At 74.1% G+C, this 26,621-nt stretch carries 19 protein-coding genes; 13 read left to right on the plus strand and 6 right to left on the minus strand.

Annotated features, from left to right (window positions below; translation table 11 throughout):
• The first annotated feature begins 48 nt into the window (after positions 1-48).
• Positions 49-1,209 carry an epoxide hydrolase family protein gene (locus AC5L34_RS25570; protein WP_441177350.1) on the plus strand — a complete coding sequence of 387 codons (1,161 nt, stop codon included), beginning with the start codon at positions 49-51 and terminating at the stop codon, positions 1,207-1,209.
• A gap of 1,036 nt (positions 1,210-2,245) precedes the next feature.
• Here the strand turns inward: AC5L34_RS25570 and AC5L34_RS25575 are convergent.
• The gene (locus tag AC5L34_RS25575) at positions 2,246-2,737 is read right to left on the minus strand and encodes an FBP domain-containing protein (RefSeq protein ID WP_441177351.1); all 492 of its coding nucleotides are present in this window, start codon (positions 2,735-2,737) and stop codon (positions 2,246-2,248) included.
• A gap of 71 nt (positions 2,738-2,808) precedes the next feature.
• Here AC5L34_RS25575 and AC5L34_RS25580 point away from each other — a divergent pair, with 71 nt between their 5' ends.
• Complete coding sequence (locus AC5L34_RS25580; RefSeq protein WP_441177352.1) at positions 2,809-3,393, plus strand: TetR/AcrR family transcriptional regulator; 585 nt, start codon at positions 2,809-2,811, stop codon at positions 3,391-3,393.
• Here AC5L34_RS25580 and AC5L34_RS25585 read toward each other — a convergent pair.
• On the minus strand, positions 3,390-4,133 hold the full coding sequence (locus AC5L34_RS25585; protein WP_441177353.1) for a GNAT family protein: 744 nt from the start codon (positions 4,131-4,133) through the stop codon (positions 3,390-3,392). The genes AC5L34_RS25580 and AC5L34_RS25585 overlap by 4 nt on opposite strands.
• 853 nt (positions 4,134-4,986) lie before the next feature.
• Entirely contained in the window at positions 4,987-6,249 is a 1,263-nt protein-coding gene (locus AC5L34_RS25590; protein ID WP_441177354.1) for an NAD(P)/FAD-dependent oxidoreductase, read from the minus strand.
• A 135-nt stretch (positions 6,250-6,384) separates the two neighbouring features.
• On the opposite strand from AC5L34_RS25590, the gene AC5L34_RS25595 reads away from it, so the two are divergent.
• Positions 6,385-7,962, plus strand: coding sequence for a helix-turn-helix domain-containing protein (locus tag AC5L34_RS25595; RefSeq protein WP_441177355.1), 1,578 nt, complete (start codon positions 6,385-6,387; stop codon positions 7,960-7,962).
• 86 nt (positions 7,963-8,048) lie between these two features.
• Here AC5L34_RS25595 and recD2 read toward each other — a convergent pair whose 3' ends face one another.
• The gene (recD2, locus tag AC5L34_RS25600; RefSeq protein WP_494827289.1) at positions 8,049-10,253 is read right to left on the minus strand and encodes an SF1B family DNA helicase RecD2; all 2,205 of its coding nucleotides are present in this window, start codon (positions 10,251-10,253) and stop codon (positions 8,049-8,051) included.
• Positions 10,254-10,473: 220 nt separating this feature from the next.
• On the opposite strand from recD2, the gene AC5L34_RS25605 reads away from it, so the two are divergent.
• Complete coding sequence (locus AC5L34_RS25605) at positions 10,474-10,935, plus strand: hypothetical protein (RefSeq protein WP_363904225.1); 462 nt, start codon at positions 10,474-10,476, stop codon at positions 10,933-10,935.
• Positions 10,932-13,790: a M48 family metalloprotease gene (locus tag AC5L34_RS25610; protein ID WP_494827290.1), complete on the plus strand. Its 2,859-nt coding sequence runs from the start codon at positions 10,932-10,934 to the stop codon at positions 13,788-13,790. Before AC5L34_RS25605 ends, AC5L34_RS25610 begins: the two co-directional genes overlap by 4 nt.
• Before the next feature lie 85 nt (positions 13,791-13,875).
• On the opposite strand, the gene AC5L34_RS25615 is transcribed toward AC5L34_RS25610, so the two are convergent.
• Positions 13,876-17,274: a galactose-binding domain-containing protein gene (locus tag AC5L34_RS25615; protein ID WP_494827357.1), complete on the minus strand. Its 3,399-nt coding sequence runs from the start codon at positions 17,272-17,274 to the stop codon at positions 13,876-13,878.
• Positions 17,275-18,069: 795 nt separating this feature from the next.
• Between AC5L34_RS25615 and AC5L34_RS25620 the strand changes: the two genes are divergently transcribed.
• The 6 genes from AC5L34_RS25620 (at position 18,070) to AC5L34_RS25645 (ending at position 24,643) form a co-directional block, all read left to right on the plus strand.
• Positions 18,070-19,719: a glycoside hydrolase family 10-like protein gene (locus tag AC5L34_RS25620; protein ID WP_494827291.1), complete on the plus strand. Its 1,650-nt coding sequence runs from the start codon at positions 18,070-18,072 to the stop codon at positions 19,717-19,719.
• A gap of 38 nt (positions 19,720-19,757) precedes the next feature.
• Positions 19,758-20,327: a hypothetical protein gene (locus AC5L34_RS25625; RefSeq protein WP_441177359.1), complete on the plus strand. Its 570-nt coding sequence runs from the start codon at positions 19,758-19,760 to the stop codon at positions 20,325-20,327.
• Between the two features lie 222 nt (positions 20,328-20,549).
• Positions 20,550-22,130 (plus strand): phenylacetate--CoA ligase family protein, encoded by a 1,581-nt coding sequence (locus AC5L34_RS25630; RefSeq protein WP_494827293.1) that lies wholly within the window; start codon positions 20,550-20,552, stop codon positions 22,128-22,130.
• A 3-nt stretch (positions 22,131-22,133) separates the two neighbouring features.
• Positions 22,134-22,574, plus strand: a complete 441-nt coding sequence (locus AC5L34_RS25635) for a DUF4188 domain-containing protein (RefSeq protein WP_089003444.1) — start codon at positions 22,134-22,136, stop codon at positions 22,572-22,574.
• Positions 22,571-23,659: a GNAT family N-acetyltransferase gene (locus AC5L34_RS25640; protein WP_494827295.1), complete on the plus strand. Its 1,089-nt coding sequence runs from the start codon at positions 22,571-22,573 to the stop codon at positions 23,657-23,659. Before AC5L34_RS25635 ends, AC5L34_RS25640 begins: the two co-directional genes overlap by 4 nt.
• Positions 23,660-24,643, plus strand: coding sequence for a nitroreductase family protein (locus AC5L34_RS25645; protein WP_441177362.1), 984 nt, complete (start codon positions 23,660-23,662; stop codon positions 24,641-24,643).
• Positions 24,644-24,721: 78 nt separating this feature from the next.
• On the opposite strand, the gene AC5L34_RS25650 is transcribed toward AC5L34_RS25645, so the two are convergent.
• Positions 24,722-26,011 (minus strand): MFS transporter, encoded by a 1,290-nt coding sequence (locus AC5L34_RS25650; RefSeq protein ID WP_441177363.1) that lies wholly within the window; start codon positions 26,009-26,011, stop codon positions 24,722-24,724.
• A gap of 77 nt (positions 26,012-26,088) precedes the next feature.
• Between AC5L34_RS25650 and AC5L34_RS25655 the strand changes: the two genes are divergently transcribed.
• Positions 26,089-26,247 (plus strand): hypothetical protein, encoded by a 159-nt coding sequence (locus tag AC5L34_RS25655; RefSeq protein ID WP_494827297.1) that lies wholly within the window; start codon positions 26,089-26,091, stop codon positions 26,245-26,247.
• Positions 26,248-26,316: 69 nt separating this feature from the next.
• Positions 26,317-26,619, plus strand: coding sequence for a type VII secretion target (locus AC5L34_RS25660; protein WP_101410182.1), 303 nt, complete (start codon positions 26,317-26,319; stop codon positions 26,617-26,619).
• Positions 26,620-26,621: the final 2 nt, after the last annotated feature.

Consider the following 26,621-nt stretch of genomic DNA (forward strand, 5'->3'; position numbering starts at 1 on the left):
GTCGAGGATGTGAATCTCGGGCGTACCGCGACTATGGAGGGCGCTGGGATGGAGCCGTTCCGTATCGAGATTCCGCAGGCCGACCTCGACGACCTGCGCCGACGACTTGCCGACACCCGCTGGCCGCACGAGCCGTCCGGGGACGGCTGGGAGCGCGGCGTGCCGCAGTCCTACCTGCGCGAGCTGGCCGAGTACTGGGGCGGCGGGTACGACTGGCGGGCGGCCGAGGCGCGACTGAACGAGTACCCCCAGTTCGTCACCGAGATCGACGGCGCCACCGTGCACTTCCTGCACGTACGCTCCCCGGAGCCGGACGCGACGCCGCTCGTGCTCACGCACGGCTGGCCGGGCAGCTTCCTGGAGTACGTCGACCTCGTCGGGCCGCTGACCGATCCGCGCGCCCACGGCGGCGACCCCGCCGACGCCTTCCACGTGGTCGTCCCGTCCCTTCCCGGGTACGGCTTCTCCGGACCGCTGACCGAGGCCGGCTGGGGTGTGCCGCGCATCGCGGCGGCGTGGGCCGAGCTGATGGACCGGCTCGGCTACGACCGCTACCTGGCGCAGGGCACCGACTTCGGCTCGTGGGTGACGATCGCCCTCGCCGCGATGGACGCCGGGCACGCCCTCGGGGCGCACGTCAACTTCCTCATCACGCCGCCTCCCGGCGACCCGCGCGAGCTGGGCGCGCTCGACGAGGACACCGGCCGGCGGCTGGCCCGGCTGGCCCACTTCGTCGACGACGAGTCCGGCTACATGAAGATCCAGGCCACCCGCCCGGTGACGCTCTCGTACGCCCTGACCGACTCGCCGGTCGGGCAGCTCGCGTGGATCGTGGAGAAGTTCAAGGAGTGGACCGACTCCGGCAAGAGCCCCGAGGACGCCGTGGACCGGGACCGCCTGCTGACCAACGTGTCGCTCTACTGGTTCACCCGGACGGCGGGCTCCTCCGCCCAGCTCTACCACGAGACGGCCGACATGCTCCCGGTCAGCGCCGCGCCGCGGCAGCTACCCCCGGTGCCGGTGCCGCTCGGGGTGTCGGTCTTCCCGCACGACCCGTCGCAGCCCGTCCGGGCCTGGGCCGAGCAGTCCTTCCCGAACATCGTGCAGTGGACCGAGCACGACCGTGGCGGTCACTTCCCGGGGCTGGAGCAGCCGGGTCTGCTGGCCGACGACATCCGCCGGTTCGCCCGTACCCTCGCCGGAGCCTGAGTCCCGGGACACCGGACCGGGCCGGCGCCAGTTTCCTCGACGGGCGGCCGGCGGTTGTACGAGACGTGACGGGAACCTCGCGATCCATCATCGCCGCCTCGGCGGCGGCGCAGCCCGAGTGGACGATCAGGTGGGCGGAGCGCGAGAACGACCGGCGACGGTGCGCGTACGACGCGGAGGTCGCGGCCTGGCGGCGGCACCACGACCACCTGGTCCGGCTGCGGATCGAGGCGGCCGGGTTCCTCGGCTGCACGCAGCCGAGGGCCGGCCTGCCGGTGGAGCTCGACGGCGACGAGGTCGTCTACCGGGTGCTGCCGGTCGCGGACCTGGTCGAGGTGGACGCGCGGCACGGCACCGGGCTGCCCGCCCCCGGTCCGACCGTCGTCACCGACGACGTCGCCGGCCGCGCCCTGCCGAGGGGTGTGCGGTGCGTCGCGACGGGCATGGCCGTGGTGACCAACCACCGCGTCGCCTTCGCCTCGCCGCGCGGGCGGCGGCGCGAGTGGCGGTACGCGGACCTGGTGGGGCCCGCGCACCATCCCGCGGCCCCGCTCACCCTGCTGCACGCCACCGACGGGCGCCGGCTCGCCGGGCTGCGGGTGCCAGCCGTCGCGGCCGTGAACTTCCGCTTCTACCTCACCCTGGCCTTCGCCGCCGCCACGGGCGGTCGGGCCGCCGTCGTCGGGCAACTCGATGCGCTGCTGGCCGCCCACCGGGGCGCGCGGCCGGCACCACCGCAGCCGGTCCACCCGGATCAGGCGCCGCCGGGCGTGCTGCCGGCCGGACGTCGCGCGGCCCTGGCTGCCGCCGTCGTCGCGGTGGCGTTCGTGGCGCTGTCCTCGACGGTCCCGGTGTCGCCGTCCCGGGCCGGCGCTCCGGTCCCGACCGTCAGCCCGGCTCCCGCCACCGCGCCGCCCGCACCGCGACAGCCCACCCCCGGCCTCCGCGTGGACGTCGCGCTGCCGCTGGCCCGGTGGTACGCCTGCCCGCCGGACGGTCCCGGCGCCGACCCGGCGGCGATGCCGCCTGCGGCGGTTCACGCGGTCACGGTGGCGATGAACGCGGCGACGTTCGCCACGGTCCGCTGGATCTTCTCCTCCACGGTGAGCGACTCGTGCAGCCGGGCGCCGGCGCCCGCGTCCTTCTTGCCCCGCACGTACAACGAGCAGGCGAGGTCGCTGCACATGTAGGTGCCGACGGTGTTGCCCTGCTGCCCGGCCCTGCCCGCCCTAGGCGCGACCATCAGCGAGACGCCGCCGGTGGGGGAGGTCAGGCACATCGAGCACATGCCGCGCCGTGGCTGCGCGGGGGCGGGGCTGGGGCAGCGCAGCGCGAGGGCGCGGGGCCGGCCGTCCAGCTCCGTGACGAGGTACGCGCGGTGGGGGGCGCGCGGATCCCGCCAGCCGAGGTAGTCCAGATCGTCCCAGGGGCGCTCGGCCAGGTCACGCGGGACGGACAGGCGCCTGGCCTCGCCCTTGGTGCAGTTGACGAAGGCGGTGCGGATCTCCTGCTCGGTCAGCGGCTTCATACAACGCACGCTAATTTGCCTAAAGGTATTAGGCAAATGCATAATGAGTCATGCCGAGCGGGCGGAGGAGCATGGGCCGCGCAGGACTGACCACGGAGCGCCTGACCCTGGCGGGCGCCGAGCTGGCCGACGAGGTCGGCTTCGACCAGGTGACCGTCTCGGCGGTCGCCAGGCGGTTCGACGTCAAGGTCGCGAGCCTCTACTCGCACCTGAAGAGCTCCCAGGACCTCAGGACCAGGATCGCCCTGCTCGCACTGGAGGAACTCGCCGACCGGGCCGCCGACGCCCTGGCCGGCCGCGCCGGCAAGGGCGCCCTGACCGCCCTCGCCGACGTCTACCGCGACTACGCCCGGGAGCACCCCGGCCGCTACGCCGCCGCCCAGCTCCGGCTCGACCCGCAGACGGCGGCTGCCAGCGCCGGCGGCCGGCACGCCCAGCTGACCCGGGCGCTGCTGCGCGGCTACGACCTGAGCGAGCCGGACCAGACGCACGCCGTCCGGCTGCTGGGCAGCGTCTTCCACGGCTACGTCAGCCTGGAGATGGGCGGCGGGTTCAGCCACAGCGCCCCCGACACGCAGGAGACCTGGTCACGGGTCCTGGACGCCCTCGACGTCCTGCTGCGCAACTGGCCCGCGCCGGACGGCACGACGCGCTAGAGCCGGTGCCGGACCCAGACGTTGGGCTCGACGTAGACGGCGTGGTCGTGCGCCACGTCGCAGTGCACCGGCACCAGGGCCCCCGGCACGTGGACCGGCCCGCTGGTGTCGAACGGCAGGCCCGTCCAGCGACGCCAGTCGGCGAGCGTCCCGCTGATCGTCATCGACCTGGGGGCGACGCGCTCGATGCGCCCGCCCGCGCGGACGTGCACCCGCAGCCACGGGTCGACCGGCAGGCCGTCGTCGCGGACCTGCGCCGCGTACCGCACCATCGGCAGCTCGGGCAGGGTGTGCTTGCCGCTCGGCCGGACCGGCGCGACCAGCGTGTCGTAACCCAGTCCCGCGACGGCCTTTCGCATGGCGGCGAGCATCACGGCGGACAGCCCGGTGCCGCGGTGGTCCGGCCGCACGCAGATCTCCAACGCCGACACCATGTTCGGTTCGGCGCCGGTGAGGCGGTTGACGGCGGCGCGCTGGATCACCCGGTCCCAGCCGCCGTCGGGAAGCTCGGGCTCCGTCCAGCGCAACGGCACCGCGTACGCGCGGGCGACCGCCCGGGCGGGATCGGCGGGGTCCACGGCCGCGAACACGAACTCGGGATACAGGTCGTGGGCGACGGTGTAGTACACCGCGCCCATCGGGTCCCACAGCATGAACGGTGGCCACGCCCCGTCGAAGTCCTCGTCGAGGCTTCGGCCGAGGTCGGGACGGTCCGCCAGGCTCACGATGTCGAGGGTCACGGCGGAAACGTAGAGCGTCGGCCCCGCGCCGCGCACGCCGATTTCCTACGCTGTGCGCCGGGTCACGGCCGCCCCGACCGACCCGGCGAGCCGCCGCCGGGCCCGCGACCCGACGGCCGTTGGCCGGTACGCGGAGCTTCGGTCTATGGTGGCGCCGTGATCGTCCCCGGCCCCTCCCGGCAGCGCCGCACCGCGGCCCGCCAGGACCTCTGCGCCCCGTCGCGCACGGCCGCGACGGTCGGTCCGCGGACCCACCCCGTGGCGGGTACGACCACCCGTCGCCTCGTCGTGCCGTCGGTCGCCCGCCGGGGCGCCGTCGCGCCGCCGACCCGGCGGGCGCCTCGCCCGCGCCGCCCGCCACCACCCGGTCGAGATCCACAGGACCGGCACCGGCGGGCGGAGCGCATCAGCGCTCCGCCCTTTCTTTTCGCCCGAGCAGGAAGAGGAACCGATCGTGTACGTCGTGAACAGGCAGGCCGAGCTGGGGGTGCTCCGACTCGTCCTGGAGGAGCAGTACGAGCGGCACAGCACCCAGCTGGCGTTGCTGGCCCGGCAGGCGCGCCGGACGCGCTCGGACGGCGCGGACGTCGAGGCCGCCTCCGCGTTGACCGCCGCCACGCGCCGCGCCCTGGGTGACATCGCCCGGGCGCTGCACTACCTGGAACAGGGGCACTACGGCACCTGCGAGGGATGCGACCGCGACATCCCGATCGAGGAGCTGGCGCACCGCCCGGCGGCCCGGTACTGCGCCCCCTGCCAGCGGGTGTCGCACCGGCGATCCGCGCCTCTCGCCGCCCTGCGGAGCGACGTCCGATCGTTGCGCGCCTCCCGTGGAACCTCCGGCGCGCCCGGCTCAGCGCAGCGGGTCGAAGGGGCGAAGCTCCACGGGCTGCCCGCCGCCGGTGATCTGCTCGGCGAGCAGTTCGCCGGTGAGGGGGCCGAGGGTGATGCCCCACATGCCGTGGCCGCCGGCGGCGAAGACGCGCGGTGACCTGGTCCGGCCGATCAGGGGAAGCCCGTCCGGGGTGCAGGGTCGCGAGCCGACCCACTCGTCGGTACGGGCGTCCAGGTCGGCGCCCCGCAGCAGCGGTCGGGCGGCCTCGGCGATGGCCGAGACGCGGCGCCCGTCCAGCGGCGCCTCGGCGCTGCGGAACTCCATCATCCCGGCGACGCGCAGCCGGTCGCCCAGCGGCGTGCAGGCGACGCGCTGGGCGGGGAAGTAGACCGGCCCGGCCGGCAGGTGCTCGATCGCGACGCTGAAGCTGTAGCCGCGGCCGGCCTGCACGACGGTGCGGACGCCGAACCGCCGGGCGAGCTGGCCGAGCCAGGTGCCGGTCGCCAGCACCACCGCGTCGTAGCGCTCGTCGGTGCCGGCGGAGGTCACCACCCGCACGCCGCCCGCCTCGTCGCGGACGTCCACGACGTCCACCCCGGCCACGATCGCGCCGCCGCGCGCGCGGACGGAGTCGGCCAGCGCGTGCACGTACTGCCCCGGGTTCACGTAGCGCTGGTCGTGCAGGCGGATGGCGGCGCCGACCGCGTCCGACAGGGAGGGCTCCACCTCGCGGGCCTCGGCCCCGGTCAGGACGTCGAACTCGATGCCCTGGCCCGCGGCGTGGATGTGCGCCAGCTCGTCGAGCAGCACCGACCGTTCGGCCTCGGTCCGGTACGCCGCGAGGAACGACTTCGCCTCGTGCGTCGGCGCCGCGACCCCGCCGGCCGTCAGCGCGTCGAACGCCGCCAGCGCCCGCCGGTTCATCGGGATGAGGGCCCGCATCGCGCGCTGCCACCTCGACGGCGTGCTGTGCCGCGCGAAGCCGGCCAGGAACCGCAGCAGCCTGGCGTCCGCGCGCGGCGGCACGTAGACCGGGGAGGACGGGCTGAGCACGGCGCGCACCCCGTAGCGCAGCACGGCCGGCTCGGGCAGGGGAGTGGTGATGCCGGGGGTGAGCCAGCCGGCGTTGCCCCACGACGCGCCCGCCGCCACGCCCGTGCGGTCGAGCACGGTGACCCGGACCCCCCGCTCCTGAAGGAACCAGGCGGTGGCCAGCCCGACCATCCCCGCGCCGACGACGGCGACGTGCTGGGGGGCGGGCACTGACTCGACGGGGGACATGTCGTTTTCTCCTTCAGGTGCAACGGGGATTGCGGCCAATCCTGTCCCCGCCGGACCGAGAGGTCATTGTCCGTCGCGGCCAAGGATCGCCCAGGTCGTTGGCCGGGTGGCACAAGAACGAGGCACAATCGCGGCATGCTCACCGTGGCCGGCGTGGTGGACGCGGCCGGCGCCGCGTTGCTCAAGGTCGTCGTTCGCGCCGGCGAGGCGGAGGTACGCGACGTGACCCTCGCCGAGCTCGACGACGCCACGCCCGGCCAGAGCGGCGACCTCGTCCTCGGCGCGGGCATCGCCACCCGCGAGCAGGCACTCGCCGTCGTCGCGCGCTGCCACGAGGCCGGGGCGGCGGGCCTCGTCCTCAAGCCCCCGCTGGCCGCGCACCCCGACGTGACGTCGGCCGCCGCCGAGCGGCGCCTGACCCTGGTGGAGTTGCAGCGCCACGGCTCCTGGGCCCAGCTCGTCTGGCTGCTGCGCGGGGTGATCGACCGGGCCGTCGCGCCCGGCTCGCCGGAGACCGGGGAGCCCGGCGTGTACGACGAGCTGTTCGCACTCGCCGACGCGACCGCCGCCGTCGTCGACGCGCCGGTCACGATCGAGGACGCCCAGTCCCGGGTGCTCGCCTACTCGTCGCGCCAGGACCGCACCGACCCGGCGCGCGTGTCGACGATCGTGGGCCGCCGCGCGCCCGGCGACGTGATCGCCCACTTCCGTTCCCGTGGCGTCTTCCGCAAGCTCGCGACGGGCAGCGAGCTGATCTTCGTACCGCAGGGCCCGGACGGGACGCTGCCCCGCCTCATCATCCCGATCCGCGCCGGAGGCGAACTGCTCGGCTCGATCTGGGCCGTCGTCGAGGGCCCCGTGCCGGAGGGACGGCTGCGCGATCTCCAGGGCACGGCGTCGGTGCTGGCCCTGCACCTGCTGCGCCTGCGCGTACAGGCCGACGTCGCGCGCCGGGTGTCGGCCGACCGGCTGCGGGCCGTCCTGCGGGCCCCCGGCGGCATCGGGCGCGAGGAGCTGGCGCTGCCCGAGGGGCCGTGGCGGGTCGTGGCCCTCGGCGCGCACGGCGGTACGGGGGAGATGGTCGACAACCTCGCCCTGTGGGAGTCGATCACCCGCCGCCACGGCTGGCGCCAACCGCTGCTCGCGGACGTCGGCGACGTCCTGTTCGCCGTCCTGGTCGACGGGGGCACATCGCCCGGGTCGCGGCGGTGGATGGAGAAGCTGATCCACGACGTCGCCGTGCACGACCCGGGCCTGTACGCCGCGTCCGGCGGCGTCGCCCGGGACCTGACGGAGCTGCCGCGATCGCGCGCCGAGGCGGCGGAGCTGCTCGCGTTGTGCGCCCCGGCGGGGCGACGCGGTCCGGTGCTGCGGTTCGAGGACCAGTGGGCCGAGGTGGTCGTGCACCGGGTGGTCGGCGCGGTGCCGAGCGGCGACCTGCTGGTGGGTGGGCCGCTGCCCACCCTCGTGGCCCACGACCGGGAGCACGGCACCGACTACGTCGCCACGGTGGCCGCCTGGCTGGACCAGCAGGGCGACCCGAAGAGGGCCGCCCGACAACTGCACGTGCATCCCAACACCCTCCGGTACCGGCTGCGCCGCCTCACCGAGGTCGTCCCCGTCGACCTCGGGTCGCCGCGCACCCGGCTGGCGTTGCAGATCCAGCTCGCGGCGCTGGGTCGCGCGGGGTCCGCGCCCCGCCCGGCGGGTTGACGGCCGCGGGCGCCGGGTGGGCCGGGCGCCCGGTTCGTCCCGACGGCCCCCGGCTGGGCCCGGCGGCGCGGGGGACCTCGGGCTGCTCAGGCGAGACGGTGGTCGAGGGCGGTGTGGCGGCGCCCGGCGCCGACGGTGCGGACGGCGGCGGCGAGGGCGCGGCGGGAGCCGACGAGGACGACGAGCTTCTTGGCGCGGGTGACGGCCGTGTAGAGCAGGTTGCGTTGCAGCATCATCCAGGCGCTGGTGGTCAGCGGGACGACCACGGCCGGGTACTCGGAGCCCTGCGAGCGGTGGATCGTCATGGCGTACGCGTGGGCGAGTTCGTCGAGCTCGTCTAAGTCGTAGTCGATGCTCTCGTCCTCGTCGGTGCGTACCGTCAGGGTCTGCTCCTCCGTGCTCAGGGCGGTGACGATGCCGACGGTGCCGTTGAAGACGCCGGCCTGGCCCTTGTCGTAGTTGTTGCGGATCTGGGTGACCTTGTCGCCGACGCGGAACACACGCCCACCCAGGCGGCGCTCGGGCTGCCCCTCGCGTGCCGGGGTGAGGCGCTGCTGCAGCAGCGTGTTCAGGGCCGCCGCGCCGGCCGGGCCGCGGTGCATGGGGGTGAGCACCTGGACGTCGCGGCGCGGGTCGAGGCCGAAGCGGGCGGGGATCCGGGCGCAGGCGACGTCGACGGTCAGGGCGGCGGTGACGTCGGTGTCGTCGCTGGCGAACAGGAAGAAGTCGTTGAGGCCCTGGAGCAGCGGCGGCCTGCCGGCGTTGATCCGGTGGGCGTTGGTGACGACCCCGGACTCCGCGGCCTGGCGGAAGACCTGCGTCAGCCGGACCCGGGGGATGGCCGGTGCGGCGAGCAGGTCCCGCAGCACCTCGCCGGCGCCGACGGAGGGAAGCTGGTCGACGTCGCCGACGAGCAGCAGGTGCGCGCCGGGCGGTACGGCCTTGACGAGCTTGTTGGCCAGGATGAGGTCCAGCATGGAGGCCTCGTCGACGACGAGGAGGTCGACGTCGAGGGGATTGTCCCGGTCGTGGCTGGCGTCCCCGCCCGGGCGCAACTGCAACAGCCGGTGCACGGTGGCCGCCGGATGCCCCGTCAGCTCCGACAGGCGCTTCGCGGCGCGGCCCGTCGGCGCCACGAGGGTGACCTTGGCCTTCTTCGCGACGGCGAGTTCGACGATCGAGCGGACGGTGAAGCTCTTGCCGCAGCCGGGCCCGCCCGTCAGCACGGCGACCCGGGAGGTGAGGGCGAGGCGGACGGCCTGCTCCTGCTCGGGCGCCAGCTCGGTGCCGGTGCGGGCCTTCAACCAGGCCAGCGCCCTGCCCCAGTCGACGCCGGTGAAGTGGGGCAGCCGGTCGGCGCGGTCGCGCAGCAGCCGCAGCAGTGATCCGGCGAGGGACTGCTCGGCGCGGTGGAACGGCACCAGGTACACCGCCGTCGTCGGCTCGCCGTCCGGCCCGGGCAGCGTCTCGCGGACCACGCCCTCCTCCTCGACGAGTTCGTCGAGGCAGGTGGTGACGAGGTCGCCCGGCACGTCGAGGATCTTGATGGCGTCGTCGACGAGCTTCGGGTGGGGCAGGTAGCAGTGCCCGTCGTCGGTGGCCTCCGACAGGGTGTGTTGCAGGCCGGCCTTGACCCGCTGCGGGCTGTCGTGCGGGATCCCCACGGCCTGGGCGATGGTGTCGGCGGTCTTGAAGCCGATGCCCCACACGTCGGCCGCCAGCCGGTACGGCTCGTTGCGGACCACGGTGATGGCGGCGTCGCCGTACTGCTTGAAGATCCGTACGGCCAGGGAGGTGGACACGCCGACGCCCTGGAGGAAGACCATCACCTCCTTGATGGCCTTCTGCTCCGCCCACGCCGCGGTGATCTTCGCGGTGCGCTTCGGTCCCAGGCCCGGCACCTCGACCAGGCGGGCGGGCTCCTCCTCGATCACGCGGAGGGTGTCGAGGCCGAAGTGCGCGACGATCCGCTCGGCGAACACCGGACCGATGCCCTTGACCAGCCCGGATCCGAGGTAGCGGCGGATGCCCTGGATCGTGGCCGGCAGGACGGTGGTGTACGAGTGCACCTCGAACTGCCGCCCGTACTGCGGGTGCGACGACCACCGGCCGGACAGGCGCAGGCTTTCGCCCGGCTGGGCCCCCAGCAGCGCACCGACCACCGTGAGCAGGTCGCTGCCCCGGTCGGTGGCCACCCGGGCGACGGTGTAGCCGGTCTCCTCGTTGACGTACGTCAACCGTTCGAGCACCGCGTCCAAAACGGCGGAGGGTGCGCGGGTGGGGGCGGTCACCCGCCCATCCTGCCTCCCGCCGACGCCACGGTCCCGGCGGCCCGGCGCGCGCCACCGCGGAGGAGCCGTCCCGCGCGGACGGATCGTGGATCCCTCCGGTGCCCGGATGCGCGGACGGCGGCGCGTGTGTTCCCTCGTCGTGGCCGTGACCGTCAGATCCTGATGCCGGAAACCTTACTGTCGGGTTTTCGGGCTGGCGCCGTACCGGCACGATGACGCCGTGACCGAGCCCCAGAACGTCGCCGCCGATCTGGTCGTGGGCGCTGCCCACGCGGCGGTCCGTCGAATCGCCCCCGAGGAACTTCCGGTCTTCGACGAGGTGGCCGCCGGCTGGCGACGGCAACTGTCGAAGGGACGCGTGAGCTGGTCCGTCCCGCAGGGTGGGGTCGGCTTCGGCATCGACGTCACCATGGTCACCGAACTCGTGCTCCAGGTGGTGGCCGCCGCCGTGGGCGAGGTTCTGGTCCTCGGTGCCACCACCGTCCGGGCCGGCCTGCTGCGTCGCCGCCGCCGCGAACTGCCCGCCCCGCCCGACGCCCGGGCGGGGTTGGATCCCGAACAGGCGCGCCGATTGCGGGAGGCGTGCCACCGGCACGCGCTGGCGCTGGGCCTGGACCCCGACCGCGCGCAACTGCTCGCCGACGCGGCCGTCGGCGCGATGGTCGATCCGCCGGACGCATGACCGGACCGGGTGCCGGCGGGGCCCACCACGACGGTGGCACGGCTGCGGACGGTACGACCGGCGGCTCTCGTGGCGTCGGCGACGGTGGTCCCGGTGTCGGCCCACGCCTTCCTCCGGACCGGCTCGGCTGGCTCTACGCACTCGTGCTGGCGTCCCTGGTCAGCGTCGGGATCAGCGCGGGCGGCCTCTACTTCCTCGCCGACCGCTCGCTCTCCCGACCCTGGGCGGCCACCGTCGACGTCTGCACCCGGGCCCACCCGATGGAGGTGGCGGAGCAGTCGGCCGCCCGCGACCGCTGCCTGGCCGGGCAGTTCGGCCGGCGCGGTGTGGTCGTGCTCGCCGGGGCGGGGATCGCGCTGGGCGCGGCGGCGGCGCTCGTCCTGGTCCTGCCGCTGGCCGACCGGCGTCGGCTTCGTCGCCGGCTCACCGTGCCGGGCGCGCAGGAACGCTTCGCCGATCTGTGCGACCGCAACGGGCTGGCCGGGCGACGCCGGCCGAGGTTGGTCGTCGCCGCCCCGCCCGTACGGCAGGCGTACACCACCGGTGGTGTGACCGGCCGGCCGACGGTGGTGCTCCCGGCGGCCGTCGCGGTGGCCCACGCCGACCCGGCGCGGTTCGACCCCGTGGTGGCGCACGAACTCGCGCACGTCCTCGCCCGGGACGTGGCCTGGGCGTCGGCCGTGCGCGGCCTGATCTGGCTGCCGGTGCCGGCGGTGCTCACGGCCGGCCTGCTCGAGGTGGCCTTCTTCGGGCTGAACGCGACCTACCTGACAGCGCTCGGCCGGGCGGCGGTCATCGCGGTGCTGACCGCGCTGCTGGCGGCCGGACTGCTGCGGCGGCGAGAGCGGGAAGCAGACCGGTACGCCGCCGGCGTCGGCCACGCCGGGCATCTGGCCGCACTGCTCCGCGCCGGAACCGCTCGTCCCACGCGACGGCGTCGGCTGCTGGCCCGGCATCCGGACCCGGCGACCCGGGCGGCGGCGCTGGACCGGCCGGCGGACCCGCCGGGTGGCATGACCCACGGGCTGGCGGTCGGCGCGGTCGCGATGCTGGCGGCGGGCGCCGCCGACGCCCTCGTGCGTGACCTCTTCCTGACCGCGCAGGCTACCGTTGGCCCGCCCGTCACGGTCTGGGTCGGCTCCGTCCTGCTGAGCCTCGGACTGTTGCCCGCGCTGGTCCGCCGGGCCTCCGCCGGGGCGGGCGGCTGGTGGCGGCCCGTTCTCGGCGCGGCCATCGGCTTCGCGGTGACGGCGTTCGTCGCCACCGCGCTGCCGGTTCCGGGAGGTTCGGCCGTCTCGGCCCGGGCGGACGTGTCCGTCGCGCTGTTCGTCGCCGCGATCGCGGGGCCACTCGCCGCGTCGGTGGCCGGGCTATGCGTGCTGCTGGCGCGGCTGGTGGTCGCCCTCCGGCCCGGGTCGGTCGGCTGGCGTTCGGCCACGTACCTGGTCGGGGTGGCCGCCGGTGTCGCGGTGCTCTGGCCGTTGCCGGCGGTGGCGTCCGTGCCGACCGACGGCCACGCGGCCCGCAACTGGCTGGTCTTCGCGTTGCCCCGCAGCGGTTGGCCGCTGCTCGCGTTCCTGGTACCGGTGCTGGTCGGCCTGCTGCTGCGCGGGGCCGGGGCGGGACACCGACGCCCGCCGCGCCGGTGGGACCGGGGAGTCGTGGCGGTGGTCCTGACCGCCGTGCTGGTCGGTGCGGGGGCCGCCATGTGGCGGACCGAGCTGTTCCCACCGGACACCCTGGCCGAGGCGGGCCGGCAGGCCCAACAACGCTGGCTGCTCTGCGCGCTCACCGGCTGGGCGGTCCTGGTGGTGCTCGCGGTCGGCCGCCGCGCCGGTGTCGGCGGAGCGCTGACCGCGGGCTGGGCGGCCGGCACGGCGGCGGCGCTGCTGCAGTACACGCACGCCCTGGCGACCGGTCGCGCGGACGGGCTGGACACCGCCGAGGCGCACCTGCTGGCCCCGCTGGCCTGGCTGGGCTACCTCGTCGCGTTCACCCTGCCGTTCCTGGTGTCCCGGCCTGCCCTGCCTGGACCGAACCGGTCCGCTCCGGGCAGCGCCCGCGTGCCCGTCGCGACGGTCGGGGTGCTGGCGGCCCTGCTCGCGGTGGCGGTACTCGGTCCGGGGATCCCCGGGGCGTACGCCCCGCTTCCGGTGGCGGAGCCGGCCAGGCTCTCACCGCCGTCGACCGCACCGGTCGTCCCGCCAGTGCCCGAGGTCACCCCGGGGCCCACGCGGTCCGCTCCGGGGCGACCCGACCCTGGTCGACCGGTCACCCGCGCGGAGGCTCGCCGGGCGGCCGGCGCGGTCAGGGCGGTGCTGCCCCGGGACTGGCGGGTGCCACCCGACCGGCCTGAGGGCGGCGGCTCCCGGATAGACCCGTCGGCCTGCCGGCCCCTGGCCGAGGACTCCTACCTGGACCGGCTCGGCGGAGTCGAACGGGTCCGGGAGCGGACCCGCTACGCCACGGTGCCCGGCCTCACCGCCACCGCGTCGGCCGAACTGGTGATCGAGGTCAGGTCCCACGCCGAACCGGTGCCCGCCTCGGTGCTCGCCGAGGCGGAGTCGGCGCGGCGGGCCTGCCCCCGCTTCACCGCCCGGGGCGCGGCCGGCTCGGCGGTCCGGTTCGCGGTCGACGCGCAGCCGCCGCCCGCGCTCGGTGAGCAGTCCTGGCGGGTGGACTACCGGCTCAGCGCGGGCAGCGGGCGGACCCGGATCACCGGACGGTCGGCCTTTGTGATCGTCCGGGTGGGACACAACCTCGTGACCGTCTACGCCAGCGCCGTCATGGAACCCCTGGACGAGCGGCTGCTCCGCGCGGCGGTCGAGGCGGCCGTGGCGGGACTGACCGATTGACCAATCCGGCGGCGGCGCGGCCGGCCCCCGTCCGGCCAGCGGGACGACGACCCGCGCGCGGATCGTCGTCCCCTCGCCGACGCGGTCAGTTGATCGGTTCGACCCAGATGTTGCGGTAGTGGACGTTGAGGCCGGGGTCACCGTGGTCCTGTAGCCGGATCGGCCCCACGGAGGGTCCCTCCGGGGCGCCGTTGCCCGTGGGCCCGTTGATCACCGCGTTGTCGTGGACGGTGACGCCGTTCCACACGACGGTGACCCGGGCGTTCTCCGTCTTGACTCCGGCGCTGTCGAAGCGGGCCGCACGGAAGGTGACGTCGTAGGTCTGCCACGTCTCCGGGGCGGTGGCCGCGTTGACCGACGGCGCGATCTTTCCGTAGATGGCGCCGCCCTCGTCGTTGGCCGGGGTGGTGTCGCCGAAGGAGTCCAGGACCTGAAGCTCGTAGCGGTCCTGTAGGTAGATTCCGCTGTTGGCGCGGGCCTGACCGGTGACGTCCGGCGGAAGGTTGGGCAACCAGAACTCGACGTGCAGCCGGAAGTCACCGAAGGCGCGCCTGCTACGGATGTCGCCGCCGAGGACCTCCACCCCGCCCTTGGCCAGCGGCCACGTCGCCGGGGTGCCGTTGGTGTACTCGAAGTTGTCGAGGTGGGACCCGTCGAGCAGCGTGAGGCGGCCGGTGTCGCCTCCGGAGCCGTGGGCCTCGAACTCGTAGATCCGGGCTGCGTTGTCGGTGGTGCTGGTGGCCTTGGTGACGGTGAGTCGGACGTATCTGGCCTCGGTGGGGGAGATGTCGTGGGTGGTGGTGCTGGCGGTGTTGGCGGTGACGGTCGCTGCCGTCGTCCAGGACGTGCCGTCGGCGCTGGTCTGGATGGTGAAGTCGCGGGTGTTCCAGGCGGTGTTCTCGCCGCCCGCGCCCGCGTGTCTCACCACGAAGCGGCTCACGCTCCGGGTGGTGCCCAGGTCGACCCGCAACCACTTGTTCGTGCCCGACGAGCACCACTTGTCGCTGTTGCCGCCGGTCACGCTGCCGTTCACGGCCTTGGCCGGGCCCTCGGTGGCCGAACAGGAACTGTCGGCCGTCGCCGCCCTGCCCAGCGCGAGGTTCTCGGTGGCGGCCTGCCCACCGTAGGCCTCGAACTCGTAGATCCGGGCTGCGTTGTCGGTGGTGCTGGTGGCCTTGGTGACGGTGAGTCGGACGTATCTGGCCTCGGTGGGGGAGATGTCGTGGGTGGTGGTGCTGGCGGTGTTGGCGGTGACGGTCGCTGCCGTCGTCCAGGACGTGCCGTCGGCGCTGGTCTGGATGGTGAAGTCGCGGGTGTTCCAGGCGGTGTTCTCGCCGCCGGCGCCCGCGTGCCGCACGACGAAGCGGCTCACGTTCTGGGCGGTGCCCAGGTCGACCCGAAGCCACTTGTTGGTGCCCGTCGAACACCACTTGTCGAGGTTGCCGCTGGTGGTCGTTCCGTTGACGGCCTTGGCCGGGCGCTCGGTGGCCGAGCAGGAACTGTCGGCGGTCGTCGCCTTGCCGAGTGCGAGGTTGACGGGCGGCTTCTGACCTGGGATGGCGTTGAGCGTGTACCACACCTCGGTGCTCCACAGCGACTGACCGTTGCTGGCCGCGAACGGCCGGGGCGATCGGACGTGCACCACCCGGCCGGCCTTGAGGCCGTTGATCACCAGCGTGACCGTCTTGCCGTCCTGCGACAGCGTGGCCGACGAGACCGGCAGCGTCTCCTCGTCGACCTTCGGCCCGCCGTACGCGGCCGTCGCCACGTACCGCCACTGCTTGACCCGGTACCTGGAGGCCAGTGCCGCGGCGGTCGTCGCCGACAGCGGCTGGGTGTACTCGATCTCGAAGCCGTTGGGCAGCGCCCGCATCGCCCGCATGTCGAAGTGGTTGCTGCCGTTCGGGGCGATCTTCTGCAGGCCGTAGCTGAGCTTGCCGTCCTGCCCCCAGTTGCCGCCGCCGTGCAGGCCACCGGTGTAGATGGCGCCGTCGGGGCCGACGCTCACCTCGGACACCCCCGCCTCCAGGCCCTGGGTCATCCTGAACAGCGCCCCCTGGTATTCGCCGTCGACCTTCTCCAGGTAGGCGCGCTGGAGCCCGCCGTAGGTCACGTCGCCGATGAGCATCTGCCCGGCGAAGGGGCCCTGCGTCACCATGACCGGGGTGCTCGGCGAATTGCCGATCTCGTTCTGCGGCATCCACAGGACCGGCTGGACCACCGGGTTGTCGTCGAACGGCCCGGGCGGGTTCATGTAGTGGTTGAAGAAGCGTCCCTGCTTGACGTGCACGAGCTTCGACGACGGCAGCCAGCCACCCTGGTTGTCGGTGACGAAGAGGTCGCCCTCGGGCCCCCAGCCGATGCCGTGCGGGGTGCGCAGGCCGCCGGCCACGTAGTCGACCGCGCCGGTGCTGCGGTTCACCCTGATGGTCGTTCCCCGGTTCGGTGCCGGTTGCGGGTCGGTCGTGGCCCCGCCGTAGTTGATGGACACCGAGAGGTTCAGGTAGAAGTACCCGTCCCGGTACAGCAGGCCGAACCCGAACTCGTGGAAGTTGTTGCCGAACGGCCAGGTGGCCACGGTGCGGTACTGGTCGGTCACGCCGTCGCCGTTGGTGTCGTTCAGTTCGGTGAGCTTCGCCTTCTCCGCGACGTAGACCTTCCCGTCGACGATCTTGATCCCCATCGGCTCCTGGAGCCCCGTCGCCACCCGTTGCCGGGTCACCTGGCCGGCGCTGGTGCTGCCGGTGACGTTGCCCAGGATCCACACCTCGCCCACGCTGGTCAGGGAGCCACCCCAGGTGGACACGGCCAGCCGGCCGTCGGGGAACCAGTCGAACCCGGTGACCTGTGGCTGGAAACCACTCGGGCGCAGGTTGGTCAGGGTGTAGTTCGGGTGCACCGACGTGAGCGGCAGCCCGTCGCCGGGGGAGTCGCCACTGGCCTCGCATTCCTTGCGGCCGGGTGCGGTCACCCGGACGACGCCGGCGTCGGTGCTCAGCGCCGAGTTCGGGACGTTCACGAACGTGCTGGAGCCCGGCGTCTGCCACTGCAACGTGAGCTGCTGGCCGCCCGTACGCTCGAAGTGCTCGATGCGCAGGGAGTGGTATCCGGCGGTCAGGTCGACCGCGCCGTCCTTGGCCTCCGGGCCGTGCGCGCCGTCGTGGTCGACGATCAGGGTGTCGTCGATCAGCAGACGCGACCCGTCGTCGCTGATGAGTCGGAAGGTGTAGCGTCCGGCCTGGGTGATGGTGACGTTGCCGAGGGCGTGGACCAGGAAGTGGTCCTCGATGCCGAAGTCCGCCGCGCTCGTCCAGTTGATCGTCGGCATGAGCTTGTCGACGTTCGGGGTCTGGCCGGCCTTCAGGGTGCAGAGCTTGTCCAGCGGCACCTGGAGGTCGAAGACGCGCAGGGTGACGCCGGGTTCCTGCGGGGGCGGAGCGGCAGCCGCGCCCGGCGGGGACAGCCACAGGCCGGCGACCGCCATGACGGCGGTGAGGGCGCTCGCGATGGGCACGCGTGCTCGTCGGGACGGTCCGAGCATTCTCTCCTCCAGGGGAGCGGGACAACGACGTACGTCGTCGCGCGGCGCTCGGGCTCAGCGGCGGGGCCCGGACATCGAACGGACATCGTTGTCATGTCCTGATGGTTGGCCTGGCACGCCGCTGCCTGGTGAGGCAACACTAGGATCCTTAAATCTAAATGTCTAGATGTTTGTGCGAGATCGTCTGAACTTTCGTCCGCACGGGCAAAAGTCGGCGCGACTCGGATCTGTACGCGGTCCTCGCCGACGACTGAGCCCCGGCCCGGTCGCACCTCACCGTCCCCGCCGGGCCTGGGAGCGGTAGGCTGTCGGAGCGGGTATGCGACGGCCGACGATGTGCCCCGACCACCCGCCTTCCTTCCGGCTCGCAGCTGCCAGTGAACATGTTGCGCGCCGCCCTGTGAAATCTTGGAGTACGTCTTGGCAGACATGACGCCGCCCGCCCTGAATCCCTTCGAATCAGAGGGGGACGGGGACACCGACCGCGAACGCGGACGAGCGGTGGACGTGAGCGCGGACGCGATGACCCGCATGCGCACCCCGTTCGTCCCGGCGGACAGCGACTGCGGCACCGCTGACGAGAGGCGGGCGTCGCGTTCCTGACGCGCCGCGCCGGAGCCGTCGAGGGTGACGACTTCGGGTGTATCCGCAACAGGATCGGCGTCCGGCCCTTAGCTGATCGTTAACTAACGGTCCAACTGGTTCACCAGGTGGGGCCGGACTGGGCAGACTGGGACGATGTCCGCCGCTGAGTCGCCCGCCCGCCGCCGTCGTACCCAGGCATTCGTCGCGGTGCTCGCCGCGCTCGCCGCGGCGGTCGCCCTCGGCGCCTGGTCCCTGCGGGACCGGGTTGCCGGTGGACACGGCCTGTCGGAGCAGGGCGCCGTGACCGCCTTCGGTGCCGCCCCGGCGGATCGCGCCCCCGCCTGCGCCGGTCGACCGGCCCGGGCGCCCCGCGAGCTGCGGGGCATGTGGATCACGACGGTGAACAACATCGACTGGCCGAGCCGGCGGGGACTGCCGGCCGAGACGGCGCGGGCCGAGTTCCGGGGCTGGCTGGACCTGGCGGTGCGGCGCAACCACAACGCGGTCTTCGTGCACGTGCGCCCGAGCGGGGACGCGTTCTGGCCGTCGGCGTACGCGCCGTGGTCGGAGTGGCTGACCGGGCGACGCGACGGCCGCGACCCGGGCTGGGACCCGATGGAGTTCATGGTCGCCGAGGCGCACGCCCGCAACCTGGAGTTCCACGCCTGGTTCAACCCGTACCGGGGCGGGCAGCCGGCCACGGTCGGCGGGCCGGGCCCGAGGCTGGACCGGCTCGCTCCGACGCACCCGCTGCGGCGGCACCGCGACTGGGTGGTGACCTACCCCAGCGCCGACCGGCCCGGCAGCCGCCTCTACTTCAACCCCGGCATCCCCGAGGCACGCACGTTCGTCGAGGACGCGATGCTGGAGGCGGTCCAGCGCTACGACGTCGACGGCGTGCACTTCGACGACTTCTTCTACCCGTACCCGGAGGCCGGGCAGGACTTCCCGGACGACGCGTCGTTCGCCCGGTACGGCCGGGGGTTCGCGGACAAGCAGGCCTGGCGCCGGGACAACGTGAACACGCTGGTGCGCGAGATGAGCGAGCGGATCAAGGCGATCAAGCCGTGGGTCAAGTTCGGCATCAGCCCGTTCGGCATCTGGCGCAACGACCGCACCGACCCGGCCGGCTCGGCGACCGCCGGCTTGCAGAGCTACGACGACATCCACGCCGACACCCGACTCTGGGTACGGCGGCAGTGGCTGGACTACGTCGTGCCGCAGCTCTACTGGCACATCGGGTTCGGCAAGGCCGACTACGCCAAGCTGCTGCCGTGGTGGGCGGCCACGGTACGCGGCACGAGGGTGCAGCTCTACATCGGCCAGGCCGACTACCGGGTGGGTGAACGCGGCGCCTGGCGCGACCCGACCGAGCTGACCCGCCAGCTCGCCCTCAACCGCCGGTACGGCGTCGACGGCAGCGTGCACTTCAGCGCCAAGCAGGTACGCGCCGATCGGCTCGGGGCCGTCAGCCGCTACAGTGCGGCCCACCACGCCGGCCCGGCGCTGGTGCCCACGATGGCGCACCTTCCGTCGACGCCGCCCGCCGCCCCCACGGTCACCGGCGCGCACCGCGCGAACGCCGACGGCGTGACGCTGACCTGGCGCGGGGACGGCGCCACGAGCTTCGCCGTCTACCGCGTCGACGGCGACGCGGCCCGGCTCGTGGGCACGGCCCGGGGTGCCGGCTGGGTGGACCGCACCGCCCCGGTCGACCGCCCGCTGTCCTACTGCGTGTCCGGCCTGGACCGCAGCGGCAACGAGGGCCCGCTGAGCGCGCCGATGTCCGTCGTGGCGCGGTAGGAGGGGCCCAGGCCCTCCGGCTGCCCCCGGTGGCGGGAATGCCCGGTTGCGCGGGTTACCCTGCCGCGGTGGCGGTCGGCGAGGACGGGGAGCGGCTGGCGGCGTCGCTGGCCGACCGGCTCGACACGGTCATCTTCACCGACCTGACCACGGACCAGGTCACCGCCCGGCTGATCGACGCGGTGGTCGACTGGGCGGGGGCGCGGGGCTGGCGGGTCTACCGGCGGGCGTCCAGCGTGTTACCGCTGCCGCCGCCGATGTCCGCGCAGCAGTCGGTGCTCGACGTGGCCTGTGCCCGCCCGGACGGTCCGCCGGTCGTCGTCGAGGTCGACCACGGTACGCGCCGCCGTACCTGGGAGAAGCTGCTCGCCGAGGCCGACGCGGGGCGGGTACCGCTCTGGGTGCGCTGGGGCGCCGGCCGGTTCACCGCGCCGCCCGCGCCGATCCTGATGGTGACCTGCGAGGTGAGCAGCCGTACGGACCCGACCGGCCGGGGCCGGGTGCACAGCCGTTCGCCGCGGGCCGACATACCGCCGCCGACGCACTCGGCCGCGCGGGTCGCGACGGCGGACGCCGTCGAGTTGCCGCTGCCGCCACCCGGGGCCTGAGCCGGGGCCTGTGCCGCGGGCCGGCCGCCCGCGTCGCGGCGGGCCTGCGCAGCCGGGGGCGCTCGACGGCGCGACGCGCGATCGGGGCGGAGTCGTCGTGCCGCGCCAGAACCTGATCATGAACGAGACGCCGAGCTGCTGAGCGCGGTAGGTGCGGATACTCAGCGCGGGACCGGTGTGACAGCTCAGGCGTCCGCGACCGGGCCGGTCGAGGATTCACCCATGACCGAGACGCTGCGTCGATATTCCGATCCGTCACCCCTCGCGTCACCACGCCTGACGGCCGGCGAACGCTGGCGCCGGGCCCGTCTGACCATCTTCGTCCGGGTGCTCGGGGCGGCGGTACGGCTGGCCGGACGCCACCCCGCCTCGTGGCGCTGGTCGGCCCGGCACCACCACCCGATGCTGGACCGGCTCGCGGCGGCGAACGCGCGCGCGGGTTGTGCGCTCGCCGCGCTGGACGTGCCGGCGTACCGCGCCTTCCTGCGCGCCCGGCCGGTCGGAGCCGGCCGTCGGCGGCGGGACTTCCCGGAGACCGACAAGGTGAGCTACGTCGTGCCCTTCCCCGCCGGGCGGCGCTGCCGGGACGGGCGACTGCCGGACCGGGGCGTGGTGGTCGACGAGTCGGCCGGCTCGTCGGGCCGGCCCTTCAACTGGCCCCGGGGCGAGCGGGAGTTGCGCGCCGTGCACCGCGACATCGTCGGCTACACGAGCCTGGTCTTCCCGATGCGCCGCCCGTTCGTCATCAACGCCTACTCGATGGGCGCCTGGGCGACCGGGACGACGACCGGCGCCGCCATGGCGCGGATCGCGGTGGTCAAGAACACCGGCCCGGACCTCGGCAAGATCGTCGACACGCTCCGCGAGTTCGGTCCGGACTTCGACTACCTGGTGACCGCGTACCCGCCGTTCCTGAAGCACCTGCGCGACCGGCTCGACGCCGAGGGCTTCGACTGGTCGCGCCACCGCATCTACGCCAGCTGCGGGGGAGAGGGGATGACGGAGGCGCTGCGCGGCTACCTGGAGGAGCGGTTCCGCAAGGTCCGGTCCGCGTACGGCGCCTCGGACCTGACCATCGGCCTCGGCGCGGAGACCCGCTTCACGGTGTGGCTGCGCCGCCGCCTGCGCGACGACGCCGAGCTGGGGGCGGCGCTGCTCGGCGCCGACGAGCAGCGGCTGCCCATGGTGTTCCAGTACAACCCGTTGGCCACCTACCTGGAGACCAACGAGCGCCGGGAACTGCTCTGCACGATGACCGGCCCCGACGTCCTCCAGCCACGGCTGCGCTACAACGTCGGCGACGAGGCGCTGCTCGTGCCCTACCGGCGGATCCTCGACCTGGTGCGCGCCGACCCGGACCGCTGGGCCGCGTGCCGCGCGGCGCTGGCGAGCGAGCGGATGACCCTGCCGGTGCTGCTGCTGTTCGGCCGGCGCGACTCGACGGTGTCCTACCTGGGCGCCAACCTCTACCCGCAGGACGTGGAGTACGGCCTCTACACCGGCAACCCGTACGCCGCCGAGATCAGCCGGTTCTGCCTCGCGCTGGTCGAGGACGCCGCGCTGGAGACCCGGCCGGTGATCCACCTCGAACTGCGACGCCCGCTGCCGGAGGCCGAGCGCGAGGCGCTGGCCGCCGCCTGCCGCGACGGCGTACGCGGACACCTGGCGGCCGTCTCCCGCGACTTCGCGCAGTCGCTGACCGAGGACCCGACCGCCGGCGACCTCCGCGTCGAGCTGCACGAACCGGGAGCCGGCCCGTTCGCCGGACAACAGAAGATCAAAAACGTCTACCTGGTGGGCTGAGTGATGCGTACCCGTGACTTCTCCCGCGCCCCGGCGCGCGCCCAGGCCGGCGCCATGTTCTTCGGCGCCACCCGCTACCGGAGCCCGCTGGCGATCCTGCGGCTCCTGCCGGCGTGGCTGCGGATGGTCCGCGACATGCGCCGCATGTCCGGCTACCGCTGGCACCGGGTGTACTGGGAGTTCCCGTTCACCCTCGGCACCGTCGCCTTCTTCAGCGACCGCGAGGCCCTGATGCGCTTCGCCCGCTCCCGGCACCACCGCAAGCTGATGGTCTGGCTCACCGACGGCGACCGCCACGCGACCGCGGGCTTCATCCGGCTGTTCACCGCCGAGGCCGACGGCTACTCCAACGGGCTGTGGCGGGCCGAGTCCAACGAGATGGGGCACATCCCGACGTTCACGCCGCTGGGCTCGGAGACGGTGGGTCCGGCGGTGCGGCGATGAGCGTCCGGCACGGTCTGCGACGGGTCGTCGACCGGCGCGGCCTGCGCGAGTTCCTGTCGCTCACCGACCGGGTGTACGCCGGCGAGCCGCGCTTCGTGCCGCCGTCACGCCAGCAGGTGCGGCGGTGGTGGCGCGACGGCGTGCCGATGTACGTGCTGCGCGAGGGCGCCACCGGCGCGGTCGTCGGCCGCACCACACTGCACACCGACGCCGCCCTCGACGCCAAGCTGGGTCGCCGGTGCCAACTCTTCGGGCTCACCGAGTTCACCGACGCGGCGGCGCAGCCGCTGTTCGAGGCGATCGCCACCGCCGCCCGCGCCGCCGGCGACCGCGACGCGCTCTTCGGGCCGGTCGCGTTGCTGCCCAACCAGGCGGGCGGGGTCATCACCTCCGGGTACGCCGACCGGGGCTTCATCGACAGCGCCTGGAACCCGCCCCGGTACGTGAGCGCCTACGAGTCGTACGGGTTCCGGCGGCGGTTCGAGTCGGACACCTGGATCTGCCCGGTCCCCGCCGGGGACGACGTCCCGGCCGGCACCGACCCGGACGGCGCGGAGTTGACGGTGCACCGCGGCGACGTCCGCCGGCTCGCCGATCAGCTCGAACTGCTGCGCGGGATGCTGAACGCGTCCTTCGCCCAGCTCGGCTACTACACCGAGATCTCCGCCGCGCAGCTGCGCCGGCAGACCGACGGGCTGGCGTACCTGCTGGACGAGTCACTGCTGCTCTACCTCACCAGGGCCGGGCGGCCGGTCGCGTTCGTGCTGTGCGTGCCCGACATCAGCGAGTTCGTGGTGCGGGTACGCGGCGACCTCAACCTGGTCAACCAGGTCCGGCTGCTGGCGACCCGACGCCGCTACCGGCGGGAGGCCGTGCTGATCGTCAAGGGCGTGCTGCCCGAGCACCAGGGGCGCGGATACCAGCGCCTGCTCTCCGCCGAGCTGCGGCGCAACCTGCACGCCGGGGGATACACGACGCTGCGCAGCACCTACGTCGGCCGGGACAATCCGGCCTCCGCCGCGCAGTACCTCGCACTCGGCGGCCGGCCGCTGCACGGCTACACCTTCTACGAGAAGGCGCTGTAGATGGACCTCGCGGCGTTCCGCGCGCTGGAGCCGCTCTGCTGGCGGGCGCCGAGCGCGCACAACACCCAGCCGTGGCGGCTCGACCACCGCGGCGGCGAGGTCCGGGTGGGCTGGGACCCGGCGTACGCGCTGCCGGCGTCCGACCCCTCCGGGCGGGACCTGCGGCTGTCCCTGGGCGCCTTCGTCGAGACGTGCCTGATCGTCGCGGCCGACGCCGGGCTGCGGATGCGGTTCGTCGCCGACCACTGCGCCGACGACCGCCGGGTGGGCTGGCTGCGGCCCGGCCCGCACCGCTACGACACCCCGTTCGACGCGGCGCAGGTGCTCACCCGCCGTACCCACCGGGGCCGGTTCTCCGCCGGTCCGGACGCCACGGCGGTGGCGGCCGTCGACGCCGTCGCCCGGGCCTCGGGCGGCGCGGTGCGCGTGGTGCCCGACGCCGACCTGCTGGCCCGCCTGCTGCGGGTCGCCGACCGGTGGACGTACGCGGACCCGGCGGTGGTCCGCGAGTTGCGGTCGTGGCTGCGGCTCACGCCGGCGCACCCGGCCTACCACGCCGACGGACTCACCGACCGCTGCCTCGGGCTGTCCGGGCGCGAGGCGACCGCCCTGCGGGGGGCGCTGGCGGCGTACCCGGTGCTACGCCGGCTGGGCCTGCCCCGGCTCCTCGCGGCGGCGTCCGGCAACCCGCTGGCGCTCGGCGGCGCCGTGCTCGTCCTGGTCGGACCGCCCGGAACGGACGACGCGGGGCAGGTCGAGTTCGGCCGGGTCCTCACGCGTACCTGGCTGACCCTGCACGCGGCCGGCCTGGCGGCGCACCCGCTGAGCCAACTCGTCGACGCGCCCGCCGCCCGCGACGCCCTGGGGACGCTGCTGGGCGTGGCGCCGCAGCGCCTGCTCCACGTGACCCGCGTCGGCCGGCCGGTGGGCCCGGCGCCACCCTCGGCGCGCCGGACCGGCGGCGTCGGGCAGGGCGTCCGCTGACCCCTGGCGCCGGCGGCACCGCACGGTGGCACGTGTTCCCGGACGGAGGAGGGCCGGCGCGCGGCGGCGCGTCCGGGGTCACGACGTCGGGCTGGTCGCGGGCGACCGGAGCTCCGACGGGTGGGCCGCCGGCTCCGCACCGGCGCGGCGGATCGGGGTGAACAGCCCGCCGACCGCGACCAGCAGACATCCCGCGCCGGCGACGAGGGCGACGGCGCTGACGCCGTACCGGCTCGCGGCCCACGTCAGCACCGCCGCGCCGGCCGGGCCGAGCGAGTAGTGCGTGCTCCAGAACGCCGAGGTGACCCGACCGAGCAGGTGATCGGGCGTGATCTCCTGACGCAGCGACATCGAGCAGATCCCGCCCACGCTGACGCCGCACAGGTACACCGCCATCAGCACGGTCACGCCCCGCACGTCCCCGACGAGGCCGATGCCGACGATGGCGAGACCGCACATGGCGTGCGCGCCGATCCAGGTCATGCCGAAGCCACGGCGGCGGCGCAGGGGCGCCACCAGCAGCGCTCCGACGATCGTGCCCAGCGCCGCCAGGCCCAGCACCGTGCCGACGGTGCGGTCGGAGCCGCCGAGGTCGTGCTTGACGTGGTAGACGAGGACGTCGGTGAGCCCGTACGTCAGGAAGATGAAGACCGACAGCAGCACGGTCAGCGAGCGGAGCACGGGCTGCCGCCAGAGGAACCGCGCGCCGGCGAGGAACTCGGCCAGCCGGCTCTGCCGCCCCGCCGTGCCGTCGACCGCCGGTCCCTCGTCGGGCCGCCGCAGCCGCACCAGCCAGAGGCCGGCGGCCGACAGGGCGAAGCTGGCCGCGTTGACGGCGATGGCCGCCGTGGCGCCGAACCGGGCCGACACCACGCCGGCGAGCAGCGGCCCCAGCACGGCAGCCGCCGCGTACGTGGCCTGGAGACGCCCGTTGGCCTCGGTGATCCTGGGCCGGTCGACGAGGTTGCGCACGGCGGTCACCGCGGCGACCTGGAACACCATGCCGGCCGCCTCGCAGATCGGCAGCACGACGAAGAGCAGCCACACCTGCGGGCCACCGAGCCAGGCCAGGGGAACGAGGCCGTAGAGCACCAGCCGGAGCAGGTCGGCGGTGATCATCAGTTTCCGCCTGTCGTACCGGTCGACCAGGACGCCGCCGAAGATCCCCGCGCCGACGGACGCGGCGCCGGCCACGGCCGTGAGCAGGCCCATCCGGGCGACCGACCCGGTCGCGTGGAGCACGAGCAGCGGCACCGCGAGGTAGGCGAACGAGTCACCGGCGGCGGAGAGCGACTGCGCGGCCCAGTAGGCGCCGAAGTCGCGGTCGCGCCACAGCGGACGCCGGACCGGGTCGGTGCGTCGGCTCATGCGGCGAGGGTAATCCGATGCCCCCTGCGAGCGGTGTCCCTGGCACGCGAACGGGCGTCTTCCAGCCGGGAATCAGGGTGAGGCCGGCCGCGGACCCTGACGCCCTCGACCGGCTGATCCGCGTGCCCAACCCGGTCGCGCCGGGCTCCACGGTGGTGACGGTGACCGGCATGCCCGGCCACCCGTCGACGGTGCTGCGCGCCGGTGATGTGCTGGCCGGGCTGAGCGCGGGCTGAGGCGACCGATCCGCGCGGTGCGTGGGGCGGTTATGTAGGCTCGCATCGATCTTCGCGGGAGGCCAGTCAGTGATCGAACTACACGTCGAGCCGGAGCTGCTGGAGAAGGCGTCGCGGGTGTGCGACGACCTGCGGGACGATCTGCGGCGCGACGTGTCCGACGTCGGAGACGAGACGCGGGCCGCGGTATCCGGCCTGCCCGGCTGGCAGACCCGGGCGGCGCTGGAGCAGCTGCGCTGGTCGTGGTCGGACGACCTGACCAGGTTGGACCGCTATCTGTCCCAGGTGGGCGACGCCCTGCAGGGGTGCGCGATGGACTACCGCTACAGCGACGAGGCCAACGCCGCCCGTTTCGACATCCACGGGCGGTGACC

The organism is Micromonospora sp. ZG13, from assembly GCF_059359355.1.

Bases quoted from the DNA above. Each gene is read 5' to 3' on its own strand.
- AC5L34_RS25580 (WP_441177352.1), top strand. From the start codon at position 2,809: ATGGGCCGCGCAGGACTGACCACGGAGCGCCTGACCCTGGCGGGCGCC.
- AC5L34_RS25575 (WP_441177351.1), bottom strand. From the start codon at position 2,737: ATGAAGCCGCTGACCGAGCAGGAGATCCGCACCGCCTTCGTCAACTGC.
- AC5L34_RS25590 (WP_441177354.1), bottom strand. From the start codon at position 6,249: ATGTCCCCCGTCGAGTCAGTGCCCGCCCCCCAGCACGTCGCCGTCGTC.
- AC5L34_RS25650 (WP_441177363.1), bottom strand. From the start codon at position 26,011: ATGAGCCGACGCACCGACCCGGTCCGGCGTCCGCTGTGGCGCGACCGC.
- AC5L34_RS25625 (WP_441177359.1), top strand. From the start codon at position 19,758: ATGCCCGGTTGCGCGGGTTACCCTGCCGCGGTGGCGGTCGGCGAGGAC.
- AC5L34_RS25570 (WP_441177350.1), top strand. From the start codon at position 49: ATGGAGCCGTTCCGTATCGAGATTCCGCAGGCCGACCTCGACGACCTG.
- AC5L34_RS25620 (WP_494827291.1), top strand. From the start codon at position 18,070: ATGTCCGCCGCTGAGTCGCCCGCCCGCCGCCGTCGTACCCAGGCATTC.
- AC5L34_RS25615 (WP_494827357.1), bottom strand. From the start codon at position 17,274: ATGGCGGTCGCCGGCCTGTGGCTGTCCCCGCCGGGCGCGGCTGCCGCT.
- AC5L34_RS25595 (WP_441177355.1), top strand. From the start codon at position 6,385: ATGCTCACCGTGGCCGGCGTGGTGGACGCGGCCGGCGCCGCGTTGCTC.
- AC5L34_RS25645 (WP_441177362.1), top strand. From the start codon at position 23,660: ATGGACCTCGCGGCGTTCCGCGCGCTGGAGCCGCTCTGCTGGCGGGCG.
- AC5L34_RS25640 (WP_494827295.1), top strand. From the start codon at position 22,571: ATGAGCGTCCGGCACGGTCTGCGACGGGTCGTCGACCGGCGCGGCCTG.
- AC5L34_RS25610 (WP_494827290.1), top strand. From the start codon at position 10,932: ATGACCGGACCGGGTGCCGGCGGGGCCCACCACGACGGTGGCACGGCT.
- AC5L34_RS25635 (WP_089003444.1), top strand. From the start codon at position 22,134: ATGCGTACCCGTGACTTCTCCCGCGCCCCGGCGCGCGCCCAGGCCGGC.
- AC5L34_RS25630 (WP_494827293.1), top strand. From the start codon at position 20,550: ATGACCGAGACGCTGCGTCGATATTCCGATCCGTCACCCCTCGCGTCA.